This window comes from Aromatoleum aromaticum EbN1 (genome assembly GCF_000025965.1).
GTDB lineage: Bacteria > Pseudomonadota > Gammaproteobacteria > Burkholderiales > Rhodocyclaceae > Aromatoleum > Aromatoleum aromaticum.
In genome coordinates this window covers 4186271-4210735 of record NC_006513.1, presented here as the reverse complement: position 1 = coordinate 4210735, position 24465 = coordinate 4186271, and the positions used below count along the sequence as shown (strand labels likewise).

General features: G+C 66.8%; 24 protein-coding genes. 12 read left to right on the top strand and 12 right to left on the bottom strand.

From position 1 onward, the window contains the following. Positions 1-97: 97 nt before the first annotated feature. Positions 98-1807, bottom strand: coding sequence for an acetolactate synthase 3 catalytic subunit (locus tag EBN1_RS20060; RefSeq protein WP_011239813.1), 1710 nt, complete (start codon positions 1805-1807; stop codon positions 98-100). Positions 1808-1913: 106 nt separating this feature from the next. Between EBN1_RS20060 and EBN1_RS20055 the strand changes: the two genes are divergently transcribed. The 5 genes from EBN1_RS20055 (at position 1914) to pepN (ending at position 6657) form a co-directional block, all read left to right on the top strand. Further along, positions 1914-2492, top strand: a complete 579-nt coding sequence (locus tag EBN1_RS20055) for an RNA polymerase sigma factor (protein ID WP_241762883.1) — start codon at positions 1914-1916, stop codon at positions 2490-2492. Then, positions 2489-2863, top strand: a complete 375-nt coding sequence (locus EBN1_RS20050) for a DUF3619 family protein (protein WP_041646638.1) — start codon at positions 2489-2491, stop codon at positions 2861-2863. The genes EBN1_RS20055 and EBN1_RS20050 overlap by 4 nt, the downstream gene beginning before the upstream one ends. Then, positions 2836-3288: a DUF3106 domain-containing protein gene (locus EBN1_RS20045; RefSeq protein WP_041646637.1), complete on the top strand. Its 453-nt coding sequence runs from the start codon at positions 2836-2838 to the stop codon at positions 3286-3288. The genes EBN1_RS20050 and EBN1_RS20045 overlap by 28 nt, the downstream gene beginning before the upstream one ends. 25 nt (positions 3289-3313) lie before the next feature. After that, positions 3314-3760 (top strand): RDD family protein, encoded by a 447-nt coding sequence (locus EBN1_RS20040; RefSeq protein ID WP_011239810.1) that lies wholly within the window; start codon positions 3314-3316, stop codon positions 3758-3760. A gap of 194 nt (positions 3761-3954) precedes the next feature. Next, positions 3955-6657, top strand: coding sequence for an aminopeptidase N (gene pepN, locus EBN1_RS20035; protein ID WP_011239809.1), 2703 nt, complete (start codon positions 3955-3957; stop codon positions 6655-6657). Positions 6658-6772: 115 nt separating this feature from the next. Here pepN and EBN1_RS20030 read toward each other — a convergent pair whose 3' ends face one another. From EBN1_RS20030 to EBN1_RS19990, 9 genes are all read right to left on the bottom strand, one after another. Further along, positions 6773-7219, bottom strand: coding sequence for a CBS domain-containing protein (locus EBN1_RS20030; RefSeq protein ID WP_011239808.1), 447 nt, complete (start codon positions 7217-7219; stop codon positions 6773-6775). A gap of 138 nt (positions 7220-7357) precedes the next feature. Next, entirely contained in the window at positions 7358-8188 is an 831-nt protein-coding gene (gene panC, locus EBN1_RS20025; protein WP_011239807.1) for a pantoate--beta-alanine ligase, read from the bottom strand. A 30-nt stretch (positions 8189-8218) separates the two neighbouring features. Next, on the bottom strand, positions 8219-9034 hold the full coding sequence (panB, locus tag EBN1_RS20020; RefSeq protein WP_011239806.1) for a 3-methyl-2-oxobutanoate hydroxymethyltransferase: 816 nt from the start codon (positions 9032-9034) through the stop codon (positions 8219-8221). 100 nt (positions 9035-9134) lie between these two features. Then, on the bottom strand, positions 9135-9776 hold the full coding sequence (locus tag EBN1_RS20015; protein ID WP_011239805.1) for a deoxynucleoside kinase: 642 nt from the start codon (positions 9774-9776) through the stop codon (positions 9135-9137). Positions 9777-9868: 92 nt separating this feature from the next. Continuing rightward, positions 9869-10393 carry a 2-amino-4-hydroxy-6-hydroxymethyldihydropteridine diphosphokinase gene (folK, locus tag EBN1_RS20010; RefSeq protein ID WP_011239804.1) on the bottom strand — a complete coding sequence of 175 codons (525 nt, stop codon included), beginning with the start codon at positions 10391-10393 and terminating at the stop codon, positions 9869-9871. Beyond that, entirely contained in the window at positions 10390-11748 is a 1359-nt protein-coding gene (pcnB, locus tag EBN1_RS20005) for a polynucleotide adenylyltransferase PcnB (protein ID WP_011239803.1), read from the bottom strand. The genes folK and pcnB overlap by 4 nt, the downstream gene beginning before the upstream one ends. A 77-nt stretch (positions 11749-11825) precedes the next feature. Then, a complete protein-coding gene (locus EBN1_RS20000) occupies positions 11826-12488 on the bottom strand; it encodes a histidinol-phosphatase (RefSeq protein ID WP_011239802.1) in 663 nt (220 codons plus the stop codon). 86 nt (positions 12489-12574) lie between these two features. Continuing rightward, complete coding sequence (gene hda / locus EBN1_RS19995; protein ID WP_011239801.1) at positions 12575-13246, bottom strand: DnaA regulatory inactivator Hda; 672 nt, start codon at positions 13244-13246, stop codon at positions 12575-12577. After that, positions 13243-14340 carry an AI-2E family transporter gene (locus EBN1_RS19990; RefSeq protein ID WP_041647705.1) on the bottom strand — a complete coding sequence of 366 codons (1098 nt, stop codon included), beginning with the start codon at positions 14338-14340 and terminating at the stop codon, positions 13243-13245. The genes hda and EBN1_RS19990 overlap by 4 nt, the downstream gene beginning before the upstream one ends. A 152-nt stretch (positions 14341-14492) precedes the next feature. Between EBN1_RS19990 and purM the strand changes: the two genes are divergently transcribed. The 4 genes from purM (at position 14493) to EBN1_RS19970 (ending at position 21131) form a co-directional block, all read left to right on the top strand. Then, positions 14493-15539: a phosphoribosylformylglycinamidine cyclo-ligase gene (gene purM, locus EBN1_RS19985; protein WP_011239799.1), complete on the top strand. Its 1047-nt coding sequence runs from the start codon at positions 14493-14495 to the stop codon at positions 15537-15539. Positions 15540-15550: 11 nt separating this feature from the next. After that, on the top strand, positions 15551-16711 hold the full coding sequence (locus tag EBN1_RS19980; RefSeq protein WP_011239798.1) for an efflux RND transporter periplasmic adaptor subunit: 1161 nt from the start codon (positions 15551-15553) through the stop codon (positions 16709-16711). A gap of 13 nt (positions 16712-16724) precedes the next feature. Beyond that, a complete protein-coding gene (locus EBN1_RS19975; protein ID WP_011239797.1) occupies positions 16725-19799 on the top strand; it encodes an efflux RND transporter permease subunit in 3075 nt (1024 codons plus the stop codon). A gap of 63 nt (positions 19800-19862) precedes the next feature. Further along, entirely contained in the window at positions 19863-21131 is a 1269-nt protein-coding gene (locus EBN1_RS19970) for a hypothetical protein (protein WP_041646635.1), read from the top strand. Here EBN1_RS19970 and miaA read toward each other — a convergent pair. Next, on the bottom strand, positions 21111-22073 hold the full coding sequence (miaA, locus tag EBN1_RS19965; protein WP_041646634.1) for a tRNA (adenosine(37)-N6)-dimethylallyltransferase MiaA: 963 nt from the start codon (positions 22071-22073) through the stop codon (positions 21111-21113). The two genes, EBN1_RS19970 and miaA, sit on opposite strands and share 21 nt — an antisense overlap. A 206-nt stretch (positions 22074-22279) precedes the next feature. On the opposite strand from miaA, the gene EBN1_RS19960 reads away from it, so the two are divergent. Genes EBN1_RS19960 through EBN1_RS19950 form a run of 3 tightly spaced genes read left to right on the top strand, consistent with a single transcriptional unit; the run spans position 22280 to position 23925 of the window. Beyond that, positions 22280-23194, top strand: a complete 915-nt coding sequence (locus EBN1_RS19960; protein WP_011239794.1) for a DNA ligase — start codon at positions 22280-22282, stop codon at positions 23192-23194. A 42-nt stretch (positions 23195-23236) separates the two neighbouring features. Then, on the top strand, positions 23237-23521 hold the full coding sequence (locus tag EBN1_RS19955) for a type II toxin-antitoxin system HigB family toxin (protein ID WP_041646633.1): 285 nt from the start codon (positions 23237-23239) through the stop codon (positions 23519-23521). Then, complete coding sequence (locus EBN1_RS19950; RefSeq protein ID WP_011239792.1) at positions 23518-23925, top strand: helix-turn-helix domain-containing protein; 408 nt, start codon at positions 23518-23520, stop codon at positions 23923-23925. Before EBN1_RS19955 ends, EBN1_RS19950 begins: the two co-directional genes overlap by 4 nt. Before the next feature lie 217 nt (positions 23926-24142). Here EBN1_RS19950 and EBN1_RS19945 read toward each other — a convergent pair whose 3' ends face one another. After that, positions 24143-24421, bottom strand: coding sequence for a hypothetical protein (locus EBN1_RS19945; RefSeq protein WP_157866662.1), 279 nt, complete (start codon positions 24419-24421; stop codon positions 24143-24145). Positions 24422-24465: the final 44 nt, after the last annotated feature.

Below are 24465 nucleotides of genomic sequence, written 5' to 3'. Positions count from 1 at the left end.
ACTGCCGGAAGCCGGCATCCGCGGCGGCGGGGGCCGGTAAGCGCCCCGTCGCACGGCGCGCCGGGGGTGTCGGCGCGCGCCGCGAAACGAACGGTGATTACAGGTCTTCGGCGGACAGGATCATCTCGGTGAGACCCTTGCCGCCCTGAACCATGGGGTAAACGTTTTCGGTCTGGTCGATCTGGAAGTCGAGAAACACCAGGTCGTTCTTGCGGCCGAAAGCTTCACGCAGCGCGCCTTCCACGTCAGCCGGCTTTTCGATCCTGAAGCCGACGTGACCGTAGGATTCGGCGAGCTTCGCGAAATCGGGCAGCGAATCCATGTAGGACTCGGAGTAGCGCTCGCCGTGGAAGAGCTGCTGCCACTGGCGGACCATGCCGAGGTAGCGGTTGTTCAGGTTCACGATCTTGATCGGCAGCCGGAACTGCTTGCACGTCGACAATTCCTGGATGTTCATCTGGATCGACGCTTCGCCGGTGACGCATGCGACCTGGGACCCGGGGTGCGCGAGCTGCGCACCCATAGCGTACGGCAGGCCGACGCCCATCGTGCCGAGGCCGCCGGAGTTGAGCCAGCGGCGCGGCTTGTCGAAGCGGTAGTACTGCGAGGCCCACATCTGATGCTGGCCGACGTCGGATGTGATGAAGGCGTCGCCGCCGGTCACTTCCCATAGCTTCTGGATCACGAACTGCGGCTTGATGATCTCGTCCGAGTTCTTGAACTTCATGCACTCGCGGCGGCGCCATTCGTCAACCTGCTTCCACCACGTGCCGACGGTTTCGACGTCCGGGCGGGCGGACGAGGCTTCGATCTGCCGGATCATCTCTTCGAGTACTTCCTTGACATCGCCGACGATCGGGACATCGACGCGGACGCGCTTCGAGATCGACGACGGATCGATGTCGACGTGGATGATCTTGCGCGGCTCCTCGGCGAAATTGGCCGGATCACCGATGACGCGATCGTCGAAGCGCGCGCCGATGGCGAGCAGCACGTCGCTGTAATGCATCGCCATGTTGGCTTCGTAGGTGCCGTGCATGCCGGGCATGCCAAGGTACTGGCGGTCGCTCGCCGGGTAGCCGCCCAGACCCATCAGCGTGTTGGTGATCGGGAACCCGAGCAGGCGGGTGAGTTTGGTGAGCTGTTCGGCCGCATCCGACAGCACGACACCGCCGCCGGTGTAGATCATCGGGCGCTTGGCTTCGAGCAGCAGCTGCACGGCTTTGCGGATCTGCCCCTGGTGGCCCTTGAGCACCGGATTGTACGAACGCATCGAGACCTCTTTCGGGTACTCGAATTCGCATTTGTGCATCGAGACATCCTTGGGGATGTCGACCAGCACCGGCCCCGGACGGCCGGTCTTGGCGAGGTAGAACGCCTTCTTGATCGTCGTCGCGATGTCGCGGACATCCTTGACGAGGTAGTTGTGCTTGACGCACGGGCGCGTGATGCCGACAGTGTCGACTTCCTGGAATGCGTCCTGTCCGATCGCGGCGGTCGGAACCTGGCCGCTGATGATCACCATCGGGATCGAGTCGCAATAGGCGGTGGCGATGCCGGTGATCGCGTTGGTGGCGCCGGGGCCGGAAGTCACCAGCGCGACGCCGACGGTTTCGGTGCTGCGGGCAAAGCCGTCGGCTGCGTGCACTGCGGCCTGTTCGTGGCGCACCAGTACGTGGCGTACCTTGTCCTGGTTGAAAAGTGCATCGTAGATGAAGAGGACGGCGCCGCCAGGGTAGCCGAACACGTATTCGACCTTTTCTTCCTGAAGACACCTGATTACAATTTCCGCACCAGTCAGCACCATTACAAACTCGCTCGTTGTTACGTTCTAAACGTCGAACGTTACCGGTCACTCGACATTTGGTCAAGGTGGCCGCCGCATTGCAGCAAAGCACTGAACAGTCGGGCTTCTGAAGGATTCACAGCTGGCTTCCCGGGTAGAACTCTCGACCTTCCTCGAAGGCGTCGAAAAGCGTGCGTTCAAGCAGGCCGTGTACGCGCTGAGGACCGACGAGGCAGCGCTGGATGCGGTGCAGGACGCGATGCTCAAGCTCTCGGTCAGCTACGCCGACCGTCCGCCCGCCGAACTCCCGCTACTGTTCCAGCGCATCCTGCAGAACGTGATCTACGACGCGCTGCGGCGGCAGAAAGTGCGCAACGCGTGGACCACGCTGCTGTCGTCATTCACGTCGGGAGCCGACGACGACAGCGATCCTCTCGATACGCTGACCGCCGACTCCGATGCCGCTCACGCCGGCACGCCGCACGCGCAGTTCGAGCGTGCGCGGATGATGGCGGCAATCGAGCGGGAAATCGCCCGCCTGCCCAATCGTCAACGCGAAGCCTTCCTGCTGCGTTACTGGGAGGAAATGGATATTTCCGAAACCGCCGCTGCGATGGGGTGTTCGGAGGGGAGCGTGAAGACCCACTGTTCGCGCGCCACGCAAACCTTGGCGGCAGCCCTCAAGGCAAAGGGGATCGTGTTATGAACGAACAGGAGTTCGGGCACAAGCTCGCGGTTCATCTTTCGGCCGCAACCCGCGAAATCGACGGCGAGCTCGCTCGTCGGCTCCGCAGTGCACGCGAAGAAGCGCTTCGTGCGAGCTCCCCTGCCGGAAGGCCGGGATGGTTTTTCGGCCGGAAGCTTCGTTTTCGCCTGATGCTTCCCGCCGTGCTCAGGCCTGCCGTACTGGTGTTCGCGGTCCTCGCGACGGTGCTTGCGGGGGATTACTGGGTGACCTGGTCGCGCGTCAATTCGCTTCAGAAAGTGGACACGGCGCTGTTGATCGACGACCTGCCGATCGACGCTTATCTCGACGCGGATTTCAAGGCATGGCTGCAGCAAGACTCGCAATCCTGATCGCAACGCTGATTCTTGCCGGCGCTGCGGGAGCGGTCACGCCGATCGGAGCGCCCGGATGGCGCGACTTGAACGCCGAACAGAGGGAAATCCTCGCGCCGCTCGCCGGCGACTGGAACGGCATGAGCGAGCCCCACCGGCAGAAATGGATCGGCATCGCCGACAGCTACGGCCGGCTCACGCGCGAGGAGCAGGAGCGCATCCGCGCCCGCATGAAGGCGTGGGCCGATCTCCAGCCCGAACAGCGCGAACGCGCGCGCGACCAGTACCGGACCTTGCGCAACATTCCTCCCGACAAGCGGGAGGCGCTGCCCGAGCTATGGCAGCGCTACCGCAGCATCCCGCCGGAGGCACGCCAGTCGCAGCACGACAGGCGCGATCGCCGCGCCGAACCGCGCTCGCCGTTGCGCGCGGACGACAAATGAAACTCTAGCCAGACTGGATCTTCGATTGAACACACTTTTGCCGCCGCGCCCCCGTGTCGAGCTGGCCGGCCTGCGTCGCCGTCTCGCCAGTATGCTGTACGAATCGCTGCTCCTGCTCGGTGTCCTCGGGCTGACATTCATGGTTCCCTATCTTGTGCTCGGCGTCGTCCTGAACGTCGCTCCCGCGGGATGGTTCGCGTGGCTGCATGTGTATCTGGTGCTGGGAGCGTACTTCGTCTGGTATTGGCGACGGCGTGGCCAAACACTGGCGATGCAGACGTGGCGCCTGCAACTCGTGAGGGCGACGGACGGACGTGCACTGCCTGTCGCGACAGCCTGGCTGCGCTACACGCTCGCCTGGCCTTCCGTGCTGTGCTTCGGTCTGGGGCTGGCATGGGCGCTCGTGGACCGCGACCGCCAGTTCCTGCATGACCGGTTGGCGGGAACATGCATCGTGTTTCGGCCAGCCTGACCGGGCACTGCGGCGGACCTGCGTGGCTGGTGCTGGTTGAGGCGGCAGCGCGAAGCGGCTTCCTGCTCCCTGGCATGAACCGCCACGGTCTTCCCGCTCCGTGTGACGCCTTCCGCGCGCCGCATTCGTCCCGTCGCAAATCCTGCGTATACTTTGAATTTGCCTGACTGGATCCGGCTCGACCGGAGACGACAATGAAAACGGAAAACGCCCCCAGCATTCTTCGATCCGACTATGTGCCCCTCGCGTGGCGGATCGACCACCTCGACCTGCACTTCAACCTCGATCCGGTGGCGACGATCGTCAAAAGCCGTCTGCGCTGCGTGCGCAACGCGCTGGCGCCCGCGGCGCCGCTGCGGCTCTTCGGTGAAGACATCGAGCTGCTCGACCTGACGGTCAACGGAGCGCAACCGGCGCCCGATGCAATCAGGCGGACCGCTGACGGAATCGAGATCGCGCTGGAGGGAGAAAGCGCAGAAATCGAAATCGCCACCCGCATCGACCCGTCGGCGAACACCACGCTTTCGGGTCTCTACCTGTCTCGCGGCGGCTTCTTCACCCAATGCGAAGCGGAAGGTTTTCGCCGGATAACTTTCTTTCCCGACCGGCCCGACGCGATGACGCGTTTCACCGTCACGCTGGAGGCGGACACGGCGACGTGCCCGGTGTTGTTGTCGAACGGCAACCTGATCGAACAGGGACCGCTCGACGGGGGCCGACACTACGCCAGGTGGGAGGACCCGTTTCCGAAGCCGTCATATCTCTTCGCGCTCGTCGCGGCGAACCTGGTGTCGCTCGAACGGCGGGTGAACACCGCGTCCGGGCGCGAGGTGCTGCTGCAGGTGTGGGTCGAAGACGGCAATCTCGACCGCGCCGGGCACGCGATGGATTCGCTGATCCATTCGATGCGCTGGGACGAGGAGACTTTCGGCCTCGAACTCGATCTCGACCGCTTCATGATCGTCGCCGTGAGCGACTTCAACATGGGTGCGATGGAGAACAAGGGCCTCAACATCTTCAACTCGAAGTACGTGCTGGCGAAGCCCGACACGGCCACCGACATCGATTACGAGAACATCGAAAGCGTCGTCGCGCACGAGTACTTCCACAACTGGACCGGCAACCGCGTGACCTGCCGCGACTGGTTCCAGCTCACGCTGAAAGAAGGGCTGACGGTATTCCGCGACCAGCAGTTCTCTGCCGACATGCTCGGACGCATGGCCGAGGCGGGGGGCGAGGCCGCTGCTGCGTCGGCCCGGGCGGTGAAGCGCATCGACGACGTGCGCGTGCTGCGCACTGCGCAGTTCGCTGAGGATGCGGGACCGATGGCGCATCCGATCCGCCCGGACAGCTACCAGGAAATCAACAACTTCTACACCGCGACGGTGTACGAGAAGGGCGCCGAAGTCATCCGCATGCTGCACACGCTGCTGGGGGCGGAAGGGTTTCGCAACGGCATGGACCTGTACTTCAGCTACCACGACGGCCAAGCGGTGACCTGCGACGATTTCGTCGACTGCATGGCCGAAGCGAACGGCCGCGACCTCGACCAGTTCATGCGCTGGTATGGCCAGGCCGGCACGCCCCGAGTCACGGCGCAAGGGCACTATGACGCCGAAAGCCGCAGCTACACGCTGACGCTGACGCAACACACGCCGCCGACGCCCGGCCAGCCTGAAAAGCTGCCGCTCGTGATACCGGTCGCGGTAGGCCTGATTGGCCCGGACGGCACCGACCTGCCGCTGCGGCTGCAGGCCGACAACCACGGCGCGACGACGAAACTGATCGAACTGACCGAAGCGGAGCAAAGCTTCGAGTTCACGGACCTCGACTTCGAGCCGGTGCCTTCGCTGCTACGCGGTTTTTCCGCCCCGGTGATCCTCGAGCTCGACGATGACGACGCGCGCCTCGCGTTCCGCATGGCCCACGATTCCGATGCGTTCAACCGCTGGGACGCGGCGCAGCGCTATGCGGAACGGGTCATCCTTGCGCTCGCTGCTGATGCCGCCGCAGGCCGTCCGCTGGCGGTGCCCGACGCTTTCGTCAGCGCCTTCCGCGCCCTGCTGACGAACGACGCGCTCGACCCCGCTTTCAGGGCCCAGGCGGCTGCGCTACCTGCCGAAGCCTATCTGCTCGAACGGATGACAGTGGCCGATCCGGCACTGCTGCGCGCGGCGCTGATGGCGCTGATGCGCGAACTGGGCGGGGCGCTCAGTGACGAGTGGCTGACGCTTTACCGCAAGCATGAAGTGACCGGGCCGTACCGCTATCACCCGGCCGATGCGGGACGACGCGCGCTGCGCAACCTCGCGCTGAAGTACCTGGCCGCTGCCGGAGTCGGTGAGGGTCTCGAGCGGGCGCACGCGCAGTTCGCGCGTTTCGACAACATGACGGAAGGCTTCGGCGCGCTCGCCGCGCTGGTCAACAGCGCGAATCCGGCGCGCGAAGCGGCGCTCGACACGTTTCACCGCCGCTACCGTGACGACGCGCTCGTGCTCGACAAGTGGTTCGCGCTGCAGGCCGGCGCGTGGCGCTGGAATGCCGAAGCCGCGCCGGTGCTCGAACGAGTGCGCAGGCTGATGGGCGATCCGGATTTCAGCATCGAGAATCCGAACAAGGTCTATGCGCTGCTGGGAAGTTTTTTCCGCGCCAATCCGGCAGAGTTCCATCTGCCGGACGGCAGCGGCTATGTGTTCTGGGCAGACCAGGTGCTTGCGCTCGACCGACGTAACCCTCAGGTCGCGTCGCGCGTCGCGCGGGCGCTCGAGAGCTGGCGCCGGTTTACCCCGGAAATCCGGGATCGTGTCGGCGTGCAGCTAGAGCGCGTGCGCAGCGTCGTCGGACTGTCACCCGACGTCGCGGAGATCATCGACAAGGCGCTGCAGAACGGTCGCTAGGGAAGCTGGCGCAGCCCGCCGGAATCGGAAGATGAGGCGGGCACGGCCGGCCGCAGCGTGCTCCGTCGCCCGCGCGGCCGATCGCCGATCCTGCAGGCTGCGTCGTCGCTGCCGCTCAGTTCGTGATGTCGCCGGCGATGTAGCTCGACAGGTGGCTGATCGTCTCTTCCTGCTGGACGATGATCGATTTGACGACGTCGCCGATCGTCACGATGCCGGCGATCTTGCCGCGCTCGACGACCGGCAGGTGACGAAAGCGGTTCTCGGTCATGATGTTCATGACTTCATCGACGGTGTGTGACGGCGTGATCGTGCAGACGTTCGGCGTCATCAACTCGCCGACCGTCGCCTCTTTCGAACTGAGGCCTTTCAGTACGAGTTTCCGCGCGTAGTCGCGTTCGGTGAATATCCCGGTGAGATGATCGTTTTCAGTCACCAGGACGGCGCCGATGTCATGCTTGGCCATGACTGCCAGCGCATCGAACACGCTGACGCCCGGTGACACCGCATGTGCGCCCGCGCCTTTTGTTTCCAGAATCTGCCGCACTGTCATGGTGGTCATTGCTGCTTCCCTCCTCTTGTCGTTGGCTGCCGTGCCGGCCGGCACCGCCGCGAACACGCCGTCATAGCTTGAATCGACTTCGGCGCGGACGCAAGCACCACCTGTGCGTGCAAGCAGGCTGGCGGCGCCCGATGCCGTTCAGATTTCGAGATTGTCGATCAGCCGCGTGTGGCCGAGCTTCGCCGCGGCGAGGACGACCAGCGGATCGTTGGCGTCGCCCGGAGGCTGCAGGTCCGCACGGCGGCGCACGGCGATGTAGTCGGGGTGCCAGCCGTGCGCGGCGAGTCCGGCCACCGCCTCGGTTTCGAGCTTCAGGAAATCGCGATCGCCGTCCCGCACCGCATCGCGGACGCGGGCGAGCTCGCGGTACAGCCGCGGCGCCTCGACGCGCTCTTCAGCGGACAGGTAGCCATTGCGCGACGACAGCGCGAGCCCGTCGGTCGCGCGGATCGTCTCGCCCGGCACGACTTCGACTGCGACGGCCAGTTCGCGCACCATGTTCGTCAGCACCATCAGCTGCTGGTAGTCCTTCTTGCCGAACAGCGCGACGTCCGGGCGCACGATGTTGAGGAGCTTCAGCACGACCGTCGCGACGCCGCGAAAGTGATCCGGGCGGAACTCGCCTTCGAGGATGGTGACATGCGCCGGCGCCGGGTCGACGTGGTACTGCTGCGGTTGCGGGTACATCTCGCCTTCATCCGGCGCGAACACGTGGGCGACACCCGCCGCCTCCAGCCTTTCGCAGTCGGCCTTGAACGTCCGCGGATAGCGGTCGAAGTCGTCGCGCGGGCCGAACTGCAGGCGGTTGACGAAAATGCTCGCGACGATTGAATCGGCATGGCCTGTGGCCTGCCGCATCAGCGCGATGTGCCCGTCGTGCAGGTTGCCCATCGTGGGCACGAGGGCGACTTTGCCGCTGACCGCAGCGCGGGCGGCGCGCAAGCTCTGAATGGTGGTGTGGATCTGCATGGCGAGGTCTCGGAGCGGGAAGGGCGCAGCTCAATAACAGTGTTCGGCGGCCGGAAAACTGCCGTCCCGGACGGCCTGGACGTAGCTCGCGACAGCTTCGTCGATGTCAGTCTTCCCGGTCATGAAATTCCTGACGAAGCGCGCTTTCTTGCCCGGATAGACGCCAATCATGTCGTGCAGCACGAGCACCTGGCCGTCACAGTCCGGGCCCGCGCCGATGCCGATCGTCGCCATCGAGGCGAGGCTCGCGGTGACTTCCCGAGCGAGCGCGGCGGGGACCATTTCCATGACCATCAGCGCGGCGCCGGCCTGTTCCAGCGCCAGCGCATCGCCTTTCAGCTGCGCCGCTGCGGCCTCGCTGCGGCCCTGTACGCGATAACCTCCCAGCTGGTGCACGGACTGCGGCGTGAGCCCGATGTGGGCGCATACCGGGATGCCGCGTTCGACGAGGAAACGGACGGTTTCGGCCATGAAGGTGCCGCCTTCGAGCTTGACCATCTGCGCGCCGGCGGCGAGCAGGCTGGCTGCGTTGTGCATCGCCTGCGACGGGCTCTCGTGATACGCACCGAACGGCATGTCGGTGACGATGAACGGGCGGGTGGAGCCGCGCACGACACATTCGGTATGGTAGATCATGTGCTCCAGCGTCACGGGCAGCGTGGACTTCTGTCCCTGCACGACGTTGCCGAGCGAATCACCGACGAGGAGGATGTCGACTCCCGCGCGCTCGAGCAGCGACGCGAAGCTCGCGTCATAACAGGTGAGCATGCTGATCTTGCGCCCTTCGGCGCGCATCTTGCCAATTTCGAACAGGGTGACGGGTTTGTCGTCCTGGAGGTAGCTCATGGGGGACTCCTGAGGAGAGCCGGAGTTTTCCGCAAAATGTCGCGGCGCACAAGGGGGTCTGCGAAAAGGGGGTTGTGAAAAGCTGCGGGCGACGAGGCGGTCAGCCGGCGTAGCCGAAGAACTCGCGGTAGCCGCGCATGTTGCGCAGCCGGTCGAGCAGAAGCTCGAAGTCATCGTCCTGCTCGACCGGGTTGAGGATCTCGGCGTCGACGACGAACAGCGGCGCTGCGTCGTAATCGTAGAAGAACCGCGCGTAGCGCTCGGCGACCTGTTCCAGGTAACGTTCGGTGATGCGGCGTTCGCTTTCCACGCCGCGGCGCCGGATACGTTCGACCAGCGTCTCGGGTTTCGCCTGGAGATAGATCACGAGGTCGGGGTGCCGCACTGCGGCCGGCTGCATGCTGTCGAAGATCCGGCGGTAGAGCGCCAGTTCGTCGTCGGCGAGATTGAGCGTCGCGAACAGCGGATCCTTGTCGAGAATGAAGTCCGATACGATGCGCGGGTGCGCGTCGGCGCGTTCGGCCAGCGCAGCAAGCTGGTCGACGCGCTGGAACAGGAAGGACAGCTGGGTCGGCAGCGCCCAGCGTTGCGGGTCCTGATAGAAACGCCCGAGAAACGCGTTCTGCTCCGGCTGCTCGAGCACCGTATCGGCATCGAGCCGCTCCGCGAGCCGGCGCGCGAGCGAGGTCTTGCCGGCGCCGATCGGCCCTTCGATGACGATGTAGCGCGCCTTGTCGAGCATGTGCCGGACCCGTCTCTAGTTGCGGAAAATGAAATATACCGCACCAAGCATATACAACGCGGCCCAAAGGCAGTCAATCTTCATCGGAGGCGTCAGTCCGGCAGCCTTTCAATTGTTTGGTCGCGTACTCCTGGCAGGAGGTCGGCGACGCGCCCGCGGCCCGGGATCGTCGCCGCCGGAGCGATTTCCGCGAGGGGGACGAGCACGAAAGCGCGCAGGTGCATGCGCGGATGCGGGATTTCGAGTCCGGGTTCAGTGACGGTGCCGTCGTCGTAGAGCAGCAGGTCGAGGTCCAGCGTCCGTGGCGCCTGCGGATATGCCCGGGTGCGGCCGAATTGCGCCTCGATGGCGAACAAGGCGTCGAGCAGCGCCCGCGCGGGCAGTGCCGTGTCGAGCGCAGCGACCGCGTTGAAGAAGTCCGGCTGCCCGCGCACACCCACCGGGGCGGTGCGGTACAGCGCCGAACGGGCGACGACGCGGGTGTCGGGCAACCTGTCGAGGGCCTCGAATGCAGTCCGGAGCGTCGCGACCGGCTGGCCGAGGTTCGAGCCCAGCGCGACGAAAGCGCGCACAGGAGCGTGCGTGGCGCCGGTCCGGCCGGGGCCGGATCGTTTCATGATGCGTCGACGGCGGCGGTGTCGGCCTCGGCCGGCTTGCGCCGGCGGCGCCGCCGCTTGCGCTCGGGCGCTTCGCCGCGGCCGGTTGCCTCGGCGAGCAGGGCTTCGCGCGCGTCGTGACCCGCATGTGCGAACCGGTCCCACCATTCGGGGAGCGCCAGGTCGATTTCGCCCGACTGCGCGCGCAAGCGCAGGAAGTCCCATGCTGCCCGGTAACGCGGCTGTTCGATGAGGCGGTAGGGCGTCTTGCCGCTGCATTTGTCGAAGCGCGGTTGCAGCGCCCATATTTCCTTGATGTCCCCGACGATGCGGCGCGTGATCGCGAGTTTGCCGGCCTGCGCTTCGAGCACGTCGTCCATCGCTGCGAACAGCGCGGGCTGGGTGTGCTCGCCGTTGCGCTTGCGCGTTTCCCACGCGCCAAGCACTTCGTGCCACAGCAGCGTCGCGAACAGGAAGCCCGGCGATACCGACTTGTCCTGGCGCACGCGCTCGTCGGTATTCTCGAGCGCGAGCCTGACGAAGCGTTCGCCCATCGGCTGTTCGAGGATCACGTCGAGCAGCGGCAGCAGGCCGTGGTGCAGGCCTTCCTCGCGCAGCTGTTCGAGGCATTTCAGCGCGTACCCGGAGAACAGCAGCTTCAGCATTTCGTCGAAGAGCCGTGCGGCCGGCACGTTTTCGAGCAGCGACGCCATCTCGCGGATCGGGTGGCGCGCGGCAGGGTCGAGCGTCAGGCCGAGCTTGGCGCCGAGCCGCACGCCGCGCAGCATCCGCACCGGGTCTTCGCGGTAACGCGCGCGCGGGTCGCCGATGATGCGCAGCGTTTTCTGCTTCAGGTCGGCGACGCCGTGGTGATAATCGACGATCTGCTCGGTCGTCGGATCGTAGTACAACGCATTGACGGTGAAGTCGCGCCGTGTCGCGTCCTCGGCCTGCGAGCCGAAGACGTTGTCGCGCAGCACCCGGCCGTGTTCGTCGGTTTCAGTGCTCTCGGCAACCTGGCTCGCGCGAAACGTCGACACTTCGATCGTCTCCGGCCCGCTCATGACATGCACGATCTTGAAGCGGCGGCCGATGATGCGCGAGCGGCGGAACAGCGCGCGGACTTCCTCCGGCGTCGCGCTCGTCGCGACGTCGTAGTCTTTCGGCGGGTGGCCGACCAGGAGATCGCGCACTGCGCCGCCGACGACGAAGGCCTTGTGGCCGTGTTCCTGGAGCACGGTGCAGACCTTGCGCGCGACCGGCGAGAGCTGCTCGCGGCGAACGCCATGCTGAGCGACGGGAATCAGCGCGGGTTCGGTATTCACGACTGGCAGCGCGGCGCGCTGGAAGACTTTGCGCAGCAGCTTGCGGATCATTGGAAAGAGGGCGGAGCGGTCAACATAAGCGTGCAATCATAACCGATGCGCAGGCCTTGCAGGGCACTGCTGCCACCTTACCGCAGCGAGATGACCGGCCAGCCCTTGCCGAGCGCATGCACGCGCAGCGTGTCGTCGGGGTCGACGGCGACCGGATCGGTGACGCGCGCCATCAGCGGCAGGTCGTTGTGCGAGTCGCTGTAGAACCACGAGCGAGAGAAGCTGCCGTGATACAGGCCGATCGACTCGAGCCAGCTGTCGACACGCTCGATCTTGCCCGCCTTGAACGCCGGAGTGCCGCGCGGCTTGCCGGTAAAGGCGCCATGTTCCTGCGCCGGAATCGTCGCGATGAGATGGGCGATGCCGAATTCGCGCACGATCGGGCCGGTGACGAAGCTGTTTGTCGCCGTGACGACCGCGACCAGCGCGCCGCGGTCGAGCTGTTCGCGCACCAGCCGGCGGGCCTTGTGGGTGATCATGGGTGCGACGGCCGTCGCCATGAATTCGCGGTGCCACGCGTCGAGCTGCGCGCGCGGATGGCGCGCGAGCGGAGCGAGCTGGAAGTCGAGGAACTCGAAGATGTCGAGCGTGCCGGCCTTGTATTGCTCGTAGAAGCCGATGTTCTTCGCTTCCTGCACTTCGCGGTCGAGCACGCCCTTGGCGATGAGAAACTGCGCCCATGCGAAGTCGGAGTCGCCATCGAGCAGCGTGTTGTCGAGGTCGAAAAGTACGAGGTCCAAGCGGGTTTCCTTGAATGGGGTCCGGGGTCCGGATCGGTCGGGGGCAGCAGGCGTGCCGGGCGCGACGCGAGGATGCGCGCCCGGGCTCATATGTCGAGTCCGGCGTGGATCATCTCGCGCAGCAGCGGCAGCGTGACGGCACGCTTGCGTTCGAGCGACGCGGTGTCGAGCGCATCGAGCACCGCGAGCAGGCTCGGCAGGTCGCGGCGGCCATGGCGCAGCAGGAAATCGGTCACTTCGTCGGCGAGCGGCAGCCCGCGACGCTCGGCGAGCGTGCGCAGGATCGCCGCGCGCGCTTCATCGTCGAGCGGGCGGACTTCATAGACCAGGCACTGGCCGACGCGGGTACGCAGATCCTCGCGCACTGCAAGCTGCAGCGGGGCGGCCGCGCCGGCCAGGAGCAGCGTCTGGCCGTTACCGCGCGCGCGGTTGAATGCGTTGAACAGCGCCACCTGCGCCGCTGCGTCGAGTGCCTCGACGTCGTCGACCGCGAGCAGCGCCCCGCCGGTCTGCGGCAGTTCGTCACCCGCTTCGGCGGCCGGGACATAGAGGGCCGGACGGCCTGCCACGTGCGCGCGGGCGACCGCCGCGCGCAACAGATGGCTGCGGCCGCTGCCCGGGGGGCCCCAAAGATACAGGTGAGCGGCGCGTGGTCCGATTGCGTCGAGCGCGGCGACCAGTTCGTCGTTACTGCCGACGACGAAGTTGTCGAGCGTCGGCGGCGCATCGGGGCGGATGTCGAGCACGAGCTGCTTCACTTGCCGATCTCCTCGATGCGCGATTCGGGGTCGCCGCGGTAGAGGCGGCTCGCGAGCCACGCAGCGCGCAGTTCACGCAAGCCGACGAGGATCGCCGCGCTCGCCGGCAGCGCGACGAGCACGCCGACGAAGCCGAACAGCTGGCCGAACGCCATCAGCGCGAAAATCACCGCAACCGGATGCAGGCCGATGCGTTCGCCGACGAGGTAGGGCGTCAGCACGAAGCTCTCGATCGCCTGCCCGAGGCCGTACACGATCGCGACGCCGATCAGCGGCGACCAGCCGTCGGCCTGCAGCAGTGCAGTGAGGATCGCGAGGATCAGGCCGCCGCCGAAGCCGACATACGGGATGAAAACGAGCAGGCCGGTGATGACGCCGACCGGCAGCGCGAACTTCAGTCCGGCGAGCCACAGGCCGACGCTGTAGAACACCGCGAGCAGCAGCATCACCGAGAGCTGGCCGCGCAGGAACTGCGACAGCACCGAGTCGATGTCGTGGAAGATGCGCAGCGTGCGCGGCAGCATCGGGCGCGGGATGATGGCCTGCACGTTCGTGACCAGGTGCGGCCAGTCCTGCAGCAGGTAGAACATCACGACCGGGATCAGCAGCACAAGCGCCGCGAGGCCGACCAATGCGCTGCCACCTTGGCGCAGATGGCCGAGGATGACCGGCACCAGGTCCTGCGCAGTACTCCAGTTCTCGGTGATCCAGGTGCGCACGAACGCTGCATCGAGCTGCAAGTCGATGCCGAAGCGCTCCATCAGTCGCGGTGCGACGCGCGAATTGAGCAGCTCGATCAGGTCCGGCAGGCGGCCGACGAGCGCGATCGCCTCGCGATAGATCATCGGCGCGAGGATCAGCAGCAGCAGCAGCAATATCGCGCCCAGGCCGAGGATCACCAGCAGCACCGCGAGGGGGCGCGGGATGCGGCGCCGGACCATCCAGTTCACCGCCGGGTCGCAGATGTATGCGAACACCGCCGCGATCACGAACGGCGCGAGGATCGGCCCGAGCGCGTAGAGCAGCGCGACGAGCGCAAGCGCGACGCCGGCCCACACGGCGGATTGCAGACGGTCGGCGCGGGATTGGGTCATTTCGAGTAAAATCGCGAGCTTGGCGCGGATGCCCGGCAAGTGCCGGAGCGACCCGCGAAACCCGTAAATGTAGCCACTTGGCGTTGCGGCCTCAAGTTTCCCGCTCGCCGGGTCCGGCCGAACCCCGCCTTCCGCATGCCAGAGGAACCCACTTGAGCTCCCCGAAACCTTCGCTTTCCTACCGCGACGCCGGTGTCGATATCGATGCCGGCGACGCGCTCGTCGACCGCATCAAGCCGCTCGCCAAACGCACCATGCGCCCTGAAGTGCTGGGCGGCATCGGCGGCTTCGGCGCGCTGTTCGAGCTGTCGAAAAAGTACCGCGAGCCGGTGCTGGTGTCGGGCACCGACGGTGTCGGCACGAAGCTCAAGCTCGCGTTCCAGCTGAACAGGCACGACACCGTCGGCCAGGACCTGGTCGCGATGAGCGTCAACGACATCCTTGTCCAGGGCGCCGAACCGCTGTTCTTCCTCGACTACTTCGCCTGCGGCAAGCTCGACGTCGATACCGCGGCAGCGGTCGTCAGTGGCATCGCGCGCGGCTGCGAGCTGTCCGGCTGCGCGCTGATCGGCGGGGAGACCGCCGAGATGCACGGCATGTACCCGGACGGCGAATACGACCTGGCCGGCTTCGCGGTCGGCGCAGTCGAGAAGTCCGAGATCATCGACGGATCGCGGATCGTCCCGGGCGACGTCGTCCTCGGCCTCGCGTCGAGCGGCGCCCATTCGAACGGCTACTCGCTGATCCGCAAGATCATCGACCTTGCCAAGCCGGACCTCGATGCCGACTTCCACGGCCGTCCGCTGCGCGACGTGATCCTCGAGCCGACGCGCCTGTACGTGAAGCCGATGCTCGGCCTGATGCAGGCGATCCCCGGCGTCGTCAAGGGGATGGCGCACATCACCGGCGGCGGCCTGCTCGAGAACGTGCCGCGTATCCTCGCCGATGGCCTAGCCGCGCGTCTCGACGTGTCGTCGTGGACGCTGCCGCCGCTGTTCCAGTGGCTCCGGGACGCTGGCAACGTCGACGCGCAGGAAATGTATCGTGTGTTCAATTGCGGCGTCGGCATGGTCGTGATCGTGTCGGCGGCGCAGGCCGGCGCGGCAGTGCAGAACCTCGAGGCCGCAGGCGAAATCGTCTATCGGCTCGGCCGGATCGAGTCGCGGGCCGAAGGCGCGGCGCAGACGACGGTCGGCTGAGGCCGGCCGCAATGCCCGCCCCTCGTCGCCTGATCGTCGCCCTCAGCCTCGTCGGCCTCGCCGCGCTTGCAGGCTACGCGTATTACGCGAACCGCACGCCGGCGGCGCCGCAGCCGGCGGGGGCGGCTCCCGCAGCAGAACGGGGCAGTGGCGGCGCAGCCGGGGCGGTGGCCAGGGCCGAACCGGTCGGTGTCGAGACCGTCACGGTGACGTCCGAGACGGTCGCTGACGACGTCACTGCGGTCGGCACGCTGCGCTCGAACGAATCGGTCGTGCTGCGGCCCGAAGTCGCCGGACGCATCGCCGCGATCCGGTTTCGCGAAGGCGGGCCGGTACGGCGCGGCGAAGTGCTGATCGAACTCGACGCAGCGGTGCAGCAGGCCGAAGTGCAGCAGGCGAAGGCGAACCTCGCGCTCGCCGAGGCGAATTACGGCCGCACTGACGATCTCTTCAAACGCAAGTTCCTCAGCCACACCGCGCGCGACGAAGCCGCTTCGCAGCTCGAAGTTGCGCGCGCGAACATGGCGCTCGTCGAAGCGCACCTCGAGCGCACCCGCATCCGCGCGCCGTTCGCCGGCGTCGTCGGGATCCGCAACGTCAGCATCGGCGACTACGTCAAGGAAGGCGACGACCTGGTCAATCTCGAAGACATCGCGACGCTGAAAGTCGATTTCCGCCTGCCGGAAAACTATCTCGCGCGCGTGCGCCCCGGGCAGACGCTCGAAATCACATCCGACGCGATTCCCGAGCAGCGCTTCGAAGCGCGGGTTGCCGCGATCGACCCGCTCGTCGATGAACAGGGGCGCTCCGTCGTGATGCGCGCGACACTGCCGAACGAAGGCCTGCGGCTGCGTCCCGGAATGTTCGCGCGCGTGCGGCTGATCCTGCAGCAGCGCTCCGACGTCGCGATCCTGCCCGAGGAGGCGCTGGTGTCGGCGCCCGGCAACGTGCAGTTCGTCTATCGCGTCGTCGACGGCAAGGCGCAGCGCGTCGAGGTGTCGACCGGCATACGGCGCGGCACGCGCGTCGAAGTCGTGCGCGGCCTGCAGGCCGGCGACGTCGTCGTGACGGCGGGCCAGCTCAAGCTGCGCGACGGGGCGCCGGTGCGCGTCGTGCGCGCGGACGGGACCGGCGAGGCGCCTTCGGCAGGGGCCGCCGACGGACCCGGTTGAGCGGAGGTACGCGATGATCCTGTCCGAGGTCTGTATCAAGCGTCCGGTGTTCGCGACAGTGCTGTCGCTGCTGGTGCTGCTCGTCGGGCTGATGTCGTATTCGCGCCTGACGGTGCGCGAGTACCCGAACATCGACGAACCGGTCGTCACCGTCGATACGACCTACACCGGCGCGAGCGCCGAGATCGTCGAGTCGCAGGTCACGAAACCGCTCGAGGATTCGCTCGCCGGGATCGAAGGCGTCGACGTGATCCAGTCGATCAGCCGCCAGGAGCGCAGCCAGATCACGATCCGTTTCCGCATCGAGCGCGACGCCGACAGCGCCGCGGCCGACGTGCGCGACCGCGTGTCGCGCGCGCGCCGCCAGCTGCCCGACGACATCGACGAGCCGGTGATCGCGAAAGTCGAGGCCGACGCGAGCCCGATCATCTGGATCGCGTTCTCGTCGGATCGCCACTCGTCGCTAGAACTGAGCGACATCGCCAGCCGCATCGTCAAGCCACGGCTGCAGACGCTCTCCGGCGCCGCCGACGCGCGCGTGTTCGGCGAGCGCCGCTATTCGATGCGCATCTGGCTCGACCGCGACCGGCTTGCGGCGTTCAACCTCACGCCGCAGGACGTCGAGGACGCGATCCGGCGCCAGAACGTCGAGCTGCCGGCCGGGCGCATCGAAAGCCGCGAGCGCGAGTTCGCCGTCGTCGCGCAGACCGATCTCGACGAACCGCAGGAGTTCGAGGCGGTCGTCGTGCGCGAACCCGGGACGGCCGACGGGCGCCCGGTGCGCATCCGCGACGTTGGCCGCGTCGAGGTCGCCGCGCAGAGCGAGCGCACGCTGGTGCGTTTCATGGGCAAGCCGGCGGTGTCGCTCGGCCTGATCAAGCAGTCGGTCGCGAACCCGCTCGACCTCAAGCGCGGCCTCGCCGAGATGATGCCGGTGCTCGAGGCGGAACTGCCCGAAGGCATGACGATGAGCATCGCGAACGACACGACCGTGTTCATCGAACGCTCGATCGCATCGGTGTTCGCGACGATCTGGGAGGCGGTGCTGCTGGTCGCGGTGATCTGCTTCTTCTTCCTGCGCAACTGGCGCGCGATGCTGGTGCCGCTGGTGACGATCCCCGTGTCGCTCGTCGGCGCGTTCACGCTGATGCTGGTGTTCGGCTTCTCGATCAACACGCTGACGCTGCTCGCGCTGGTGCTCGCGATCGGCCTCGTCGTCGACGACGCGATCGTCGTGCTCGAGAACATCTACCGGCATGTCGAGGACGGTATGGAGCCGGTCCAGGCGGCTTTTCGCGGCGCGCGCGAGATCGGCTTCGCCGTCGTTGCGATGACGATCACGCTCGCCGCGGTCTATGCGCCGGTCGCGTTCATGACCGGGCGCACCGGCAAGCTTTTCACCGAGTTCGCGCTGACGCTCGCCGGCGCGGTGATCGTGTCGGGCTTCGTCGCGCTGACGCTGTCGCCGATGATGTGCTCGAAGCTGCTGCGCCACGAGCAGCGGCATGGGCGTTTCTACAACGCGATCGAGCGGTTCCTCGGCGGGCTGACCAACGGCTACCGCCGCGCGCTGATCGTCGCGCTGCAAATGCGCTGGGCCGTGGTGCTCGCGTTCGTCGTCGTCGCCGGCTCGTCGCTCGTGCTGCTCAAGACGCTGAAGACGGAACTCGCGCCGGTCGAAGACCGTGGTCGCGTCGTCGGCATCTTTTCCGGACCGGAAGGGGCGACGATCGACTTCATGGGGCGCTACGCCGAACAGGTCGAGGCGATCTTCGCCCAGACACCGGAAGTCGACCGCTACCTCGTCATCTCCGGCAACCCGACGGTGTCCCAGGGAATCTCGTTCGCCGGCTTCACGGACTGGGCCGAGCGCGAGCGCAGCGCCGCCGAGATCGCCGGCGAGCTGCGGCCGAAGCTCTCGGCGGTGCCGGGGCTGCTCGCGTTCCCGGTACTGCCGGCGGCGTTCGGGCAGAGTTCGCGCTCGCGCCCGGTCAGCTTCGTCATCACGACGTCGGAGTCGTACGACGAACTCGCGCGCTACACCGAACGGATGCTCGACGAGCTGGGCGGCCATCCGGGCTTCGTGTCGCCAGACACCGACCTGAAGCTGACGAAGCCGGAACTCGCTGTCGACGTCGATCGCGACCGCGCGGCCGACCTCGGCATTCCCGTCGACGTAATCGGCCGCACGCTCGAGACGATGCTCGGCGGGCGGCAGGTCACGCGCTACAAGAAGGACGCCGAACAGTACGACGTGATCGTGCAGGTCGAAGCGGCAAGCCGCGCCATTGCCCGCGATATCCGCGAGATCTACGTGCGTGGCAAGAGCGGCGCGATGGTGCCGCTCGCGAACCTCGTGCAGGTGCGCGAGACGGTCAGCCCGCGCGAGCTCAATCATTTCGGTCAGCGGCGTTCGGTGACGATCTCGGCGAACCTCGGGCCGGATCTTGCGCTCGGCGAAGCGCTGGCGTTTCTCGAACAGACGGCCGCGCGCGTGCTGCCGGCCGGCTATGCGATCGACTACGACGGCCAGTCACGCGAATTCAAGACCAGCTCGGCGAGCCTCGCGCTGACTTTCGTGCTCGCGCTGGCGTTCATCTATCTCGTTCTCGCGGCGCAGTTCGAGAGCTTCCGCGACCCGTTCATCATCATGCTGACGGTGCCGTTGTCGATGACCGGCGCGCTCGCGGCGCTGTATTTCACCGGCGGCACGCTGAACGTCTACAGCCAGATCGGTCTCGTCACGCTGGTCGGCCTGATCACCAAGCACGGCATCCTGATCGTCGAGTTCGCGAACCAGTTGCGCGACGACGGCGCCGCGCTGACGGAGGCGGTCATCGACGCGTCGGTGCTGCGGCTGCGGCCGATCCTGATGACGACGGGAGCGATGGTGCTCGGCTCGATTCCGCTCGCGCTCGCGACCGGCGCCGGCGCCGAGAGCCGCCAGCAGATCGGCTGGGTCATCGTCGGCGGCCTGCTGCTCGGCACGGTGTTCACGCTGTTCGTCGTGCCGACCGTCTATACGCTCCTCGCCCGCCGCGAGCGCACCCGCATCGAGGCCGAGCAGCCGGTCGTGGCGACTGAATAAGTGCCGCATTCGCAGCCTCACCAAGTCCTTTCGCGGCCGCGTTCGGCTCTCGCTGCGTGGTTGATGATGGGACTGGTGCTGCTGTCGCTCGCGTACGGCGCACGCACCGGCCTTCCGGCCTGGCCCGCCGGCCTCGCCGCGTGGGGTGCGGGAATCGCGCTGTGGCCGCGCCTTGACCACAAGCAGCACCGCTTCGCGATCATCCTTTCCGGGCTCGGCGCCGTCGCGCTCGCGGTTGCGCTGTGGCGCGGCCAGAGCCCTTCGTGGAGCGGCCTGCTGACGAAGAACACGCCGCTGCTCGGCATGCTCGCCGCGGTGAGCTTTCTGCAACTCGTCGGCATGGGGGACGGCGATGACCGGCCCCTTCCGCGTGGGCGACGCGCATTGTGGCAGACGATGGCCGGCGTGCATGTTTTCGGCGCCGTCATCAACATGTCGGTGATTTTCATCGTTGCCGAGCGGCTCGCGCAGGCGGGGCGGCTGTCGCCCCGGCAGGCCGCTGCGATCGCACGCCCGTTCATGCTCGCGGCGCTGTGGTCGCCGTTCTTCGGCGCCATGGCTGTCGCGCTGACGTACGCGCCGCACGCGCGCCTCGCCGACGTCGCGCTCGCCGGCGCTCCGCTGGCTGCGGTGCTGGTGTGGGTTGCGGGGCGGACGCTGCCGCCGGCAGCAGCGGGCGAGGATCCCGACTTCGTCGGTTTTCCGATGCGCCTGTCGGCGCTGTGGCTGCCGCTCGCGCTGACCGGCATCGTGAGCGCCGGGCATTTCCTGCTGCCGGCGTGGTCGTCGCTGGCGATCATCAGCGGCGCGGCGCTGGCGATCAGCGTGGCGGCGGTGTTCGTGCGCAGCGGAGCGGGAGACGGGCTCGAGCGCATCATCGATCACGCCCACCGGCGCCTGCCGGCGATGTCGGGGGAGCTGATGCTGTTCCTCGCCGCTGGCGTGTTGGCGACCGGCCTGCAGGCGTTGATGCAGACCGATTCCGGCTGGCTGCCGTTCGAGCGTTTCGGCCCGCTGCAGGCGGCGCTCGTGCTCGGGCTGATGATCGCGCTGTCGGCGATCGGCGTGCACGCAGTGGTGACGATCGTCATCGCGTCGGCGTGGCTCGCGCCGCTCGCGCCCGACCCGCTGCTGCTCGCGCTGATGTTCCTGATGAGCTGGGGCATCGGCCTCGCACTGAACCCGATGGCTGGCGTGCATCTGTCGCTGCAAGGGCGCTTCGCGCTGCCGGCGCTCGGGCTCGCGCGCGCGAACCTGCGTTACTGCCTCGTGGCGTATGCGCTCGCGGTCGTGTGGCTGTTCGGCGTCGCGCTAGTGCGCGGCATGCCGTGAGCGGGTGAGCAGGCGTGCGGCGGCGGTGTTGACAGCATTGGTCAGGTCCGGGCGCAGGCAGTCGAGCTCGACGAGCCCGGGCCAGCTGTCGCGGAACTGCCGTTGCCACGTCAGCTGGCGCTTCGCGAGCTGGCGCGTCGCGGCGATGCCCTTGAAGCGCATCGTGTCGTAATCGTCGCCGCCGTCGAGATATTCCCACACCTGCCGGTAGCCGACGCAGCGCATCGACGGCAGCGTCGCGTCGAGCGTGTAGCGCGCGCGCAACGCACGCAGTTCGTCGATCAGGCCGGCCGCGAGCATCTGGTCGAAGCGCTGCTCGATGCGTGCATGCAGCACCGCGCGATCCGACGGCACGAGCGCGATCGGCAGCATGCGGAACGGCAGCGCCGCGGCCTCGCGCCGGGCGTAGCTTTCGGCGAGCGGCCGTCCGGTCAGACGCACGATCTCGAGCGCGCGCTGGATGCGCTGCGCGTCGGCCGAGTCGAGCCGCGCGGCGGCGTCCGGATCGATCTGTGCGAGTTGCGCATGCAGTGCCGGCCAGCCGAGGCGCGCCGCAGCGGCGTCGATGTCGGCGCGCAGGTCGGCGTCGGCAGCGGGCAGGTCCGACAGCCCGTCGCGCAGCGCCTTGAAGTACAGCATCGTGCCGCCGGCGAGCAGCGGGATGCGCCCGCGTGCGTGGATCTCGCCGATTAGCCGCAGCGCGTCGCGACGAAAGTGCGCCGCCGAGTAGCTTTCTTCGGGCGACACGATGTCGACCAGGTGGTGCGGGCAGGCGGCGCGTTCCGCTGCGGTGGGCTTTGCGGTGCCGATGTCCATGTCGCGATAGACGAGGGCTGAATCGACACTGACGATCTCGATCGGCAGCACGCGCGCCAGGGCCAGCGCGGAGGCGGTCTTGCCGCTGGCGGTGGGGCCGAGCAGGAGGAGGGCGGAGGGCTGCATCGGGGGTAGGGGCGGGGGAGCGGTGGCGGAGAATCCGGGGAAGGAATTGTAGCGGCGAAGCGTGATCGGCGTCCCCTCCGCGCCGCGCGTTTCTGCAGGGCGCGCGAAGGGACGAGGCCCCAAAACGTCGGGCGCCGATCGCGGTGCTGTCACGCGCGAAAGGCCGTAAAATGCCAATCGCATCATAACCCGGAGGCTCGCGCCCGATGAATCCGTTCTCGCTGTCGCTTTCCCGTTTTCGCCGCATCGGCCGAGTCAACCGCGAAAACAGCTTCCGGTCGCAGGTCCTTGCCACGCTTCTTTCTGTTTTGTTGCTCGCATCGCCGCTGCCAGCACCCGCCGAGACGGCCAGCGGGCCTGCCGCGACGCTCGCGATGGTTTATCGCGCCGACGTCGATCCGGCAGCGTACTGGGTCAGCGAAAAGCTCGACGGCGTGAGAGCCCTGTGGGACGGGCGGGTGCTGCGCTTTCGCAGCGGGCAGCCGATCGCGGCGCCGCAATGGTTCGTTGACGGGTTGCCGCGCCAGGCGCTCGACGGGGAGTTGTGGATCGGCCGGCGCAGCTTCGAGCAGCTGTCGGGCGTCGTGCGCAAGCAGCAACCGGTCGACGACGAATGGCGGCAGGTGCGCTACATGGTGTTCGAGATGCCGCAAGCGCCCGGCAGCTTCACCGAGCGCATCGCCAGGATCAGGGCAGTCACGGCCGGTAGGCCATCGTGGCTGAATGCAGTCGAGCAGTTTCGCGTCGCCGACGCCGCAGCGCTGCAGCGCCGCTTCGAGCGTGTCGTCGCTGCCGGTGGAGAAGGCCTGATGCTGCATCGCGCCGATGCGACGTGGGTCGCCGGGCGCAGCGCTGTGCTGCTGAAGCTGACGCCTTGGCTGGACGCCGAAGCGCGCGTCGTGGCGCATCGGCCGGGCAAGGGCCGGCTGCAGGGCATGCTCGGGGCGCTCGAAGTCGAAACGCCCGACGGGCGTCGCTTTCGCATCGGAACCGGATTCTCCGACGCGCAGCGGCGCGCCCCGCCGGCCATCGGCGCGACCGTGACCTACCGTTACCGCGAGCTCACCGCGAAAGGCCTGCCGCGTTTTCCTCGTTACCTGCGGGTGCGCGAACTGCCGTGACTCGCCGGGGTGTAATATCGCAAATTGCTATATAATATTTTCATGAAGCTGAGCTCAAACAAGGCGCTGCGTGAGTTCGCAACCCTCCACCCAGACGCGGAAGCGCCGCTGCAGGCTTTCCGGCATCTGGTCGAAAAGGGGCGTTACGACAGTTTCTCGGCGCTTCGCGCGACCTTCGGGAGTCTCGATAAGGTCGGAGACCGCTTCGTGTTCAACATCGGCGGCAACAAGTACCGCTTGATCGCATCAATCGCCTTCGCTGCACAGTTGCTGTGGGTGAAGGCGGTGCTGACGCATGCCGAGTACGACAAAGGAGAGTGGAAATGAGCGTGACGGATGTAATCGAGTCGTGGGCCGCCGTGAGTGATGCGCTCGGCCTGGGGGCGCCGGTCCGCGACGAGTCGCACTATGAGGCGTTGCTGGCGTTCGTCGCCGAGGCGTTCGAGCGCTTCGGCGGCAATGAATCACATCCGGTTTTCGGGCTGCTATCGATCGTCGCGGACCGCATCCGCGAGTACGAAGAGCGCGCACATCCGTGGCCGCCGATGGCACCGCATGAATTCCTGCGTCAACTGATGGCAGAGCGCGGCATTCGCCAGTCCGATTTACCCGAAGTGGGCTCTCAGTCGGTTGTGTCGGAAGTGCTGTCCGGGAAACGATCCCTCAACCTGCGCCAGGTGAAGGCGTTGTCGGAGCGGTTTCATCTGCCGATGGAGGCGTTCGTCGCGTAAAAAAAGCCCGCGCGGGGCCTAGCCGGTAACTTAAGGTGTTGATTGAGGGCTGCCGAAGTGCCGGCAGCCCTTTGTTTTCGGGGGTTTGATGCGCGGGAGTTTTTTCCGTGCATAGAAAAGGCCGCAATCCCTTGCAGGATGCGGCCTTCAACAAACCATCAACACCTTACCGTACCGGCTAGGCGCGGGGCGGGCTGGCCGATGCCGAGAGGCTGGCTTACTGTGCAGGCGCGGGAGGCGCGGCCTGTGATGGCGGGATGTTGATGATGATCGGAGCCGGCTGTGATGCGACGGACTGCTGGAACGGCTTCATTATCTGGGCGATGCCGAAGATGGCGGCCAGCATCGTGCCGAGGATGGCCAGCACGGTGCCGAGCATCCACGTCTTGATCGAGGCGTCCATCTCGTGAAGATCGGTGCGCATCTCAGCCACGGCATCTCTGAGCGAGTCCATGCGACCTTCGACCGACGCAAACCGGGCGTCGATCTTCGACATCGCGGCGCCGAACTCAGCGCGGGTCACCTAATCCGTCATGAGCG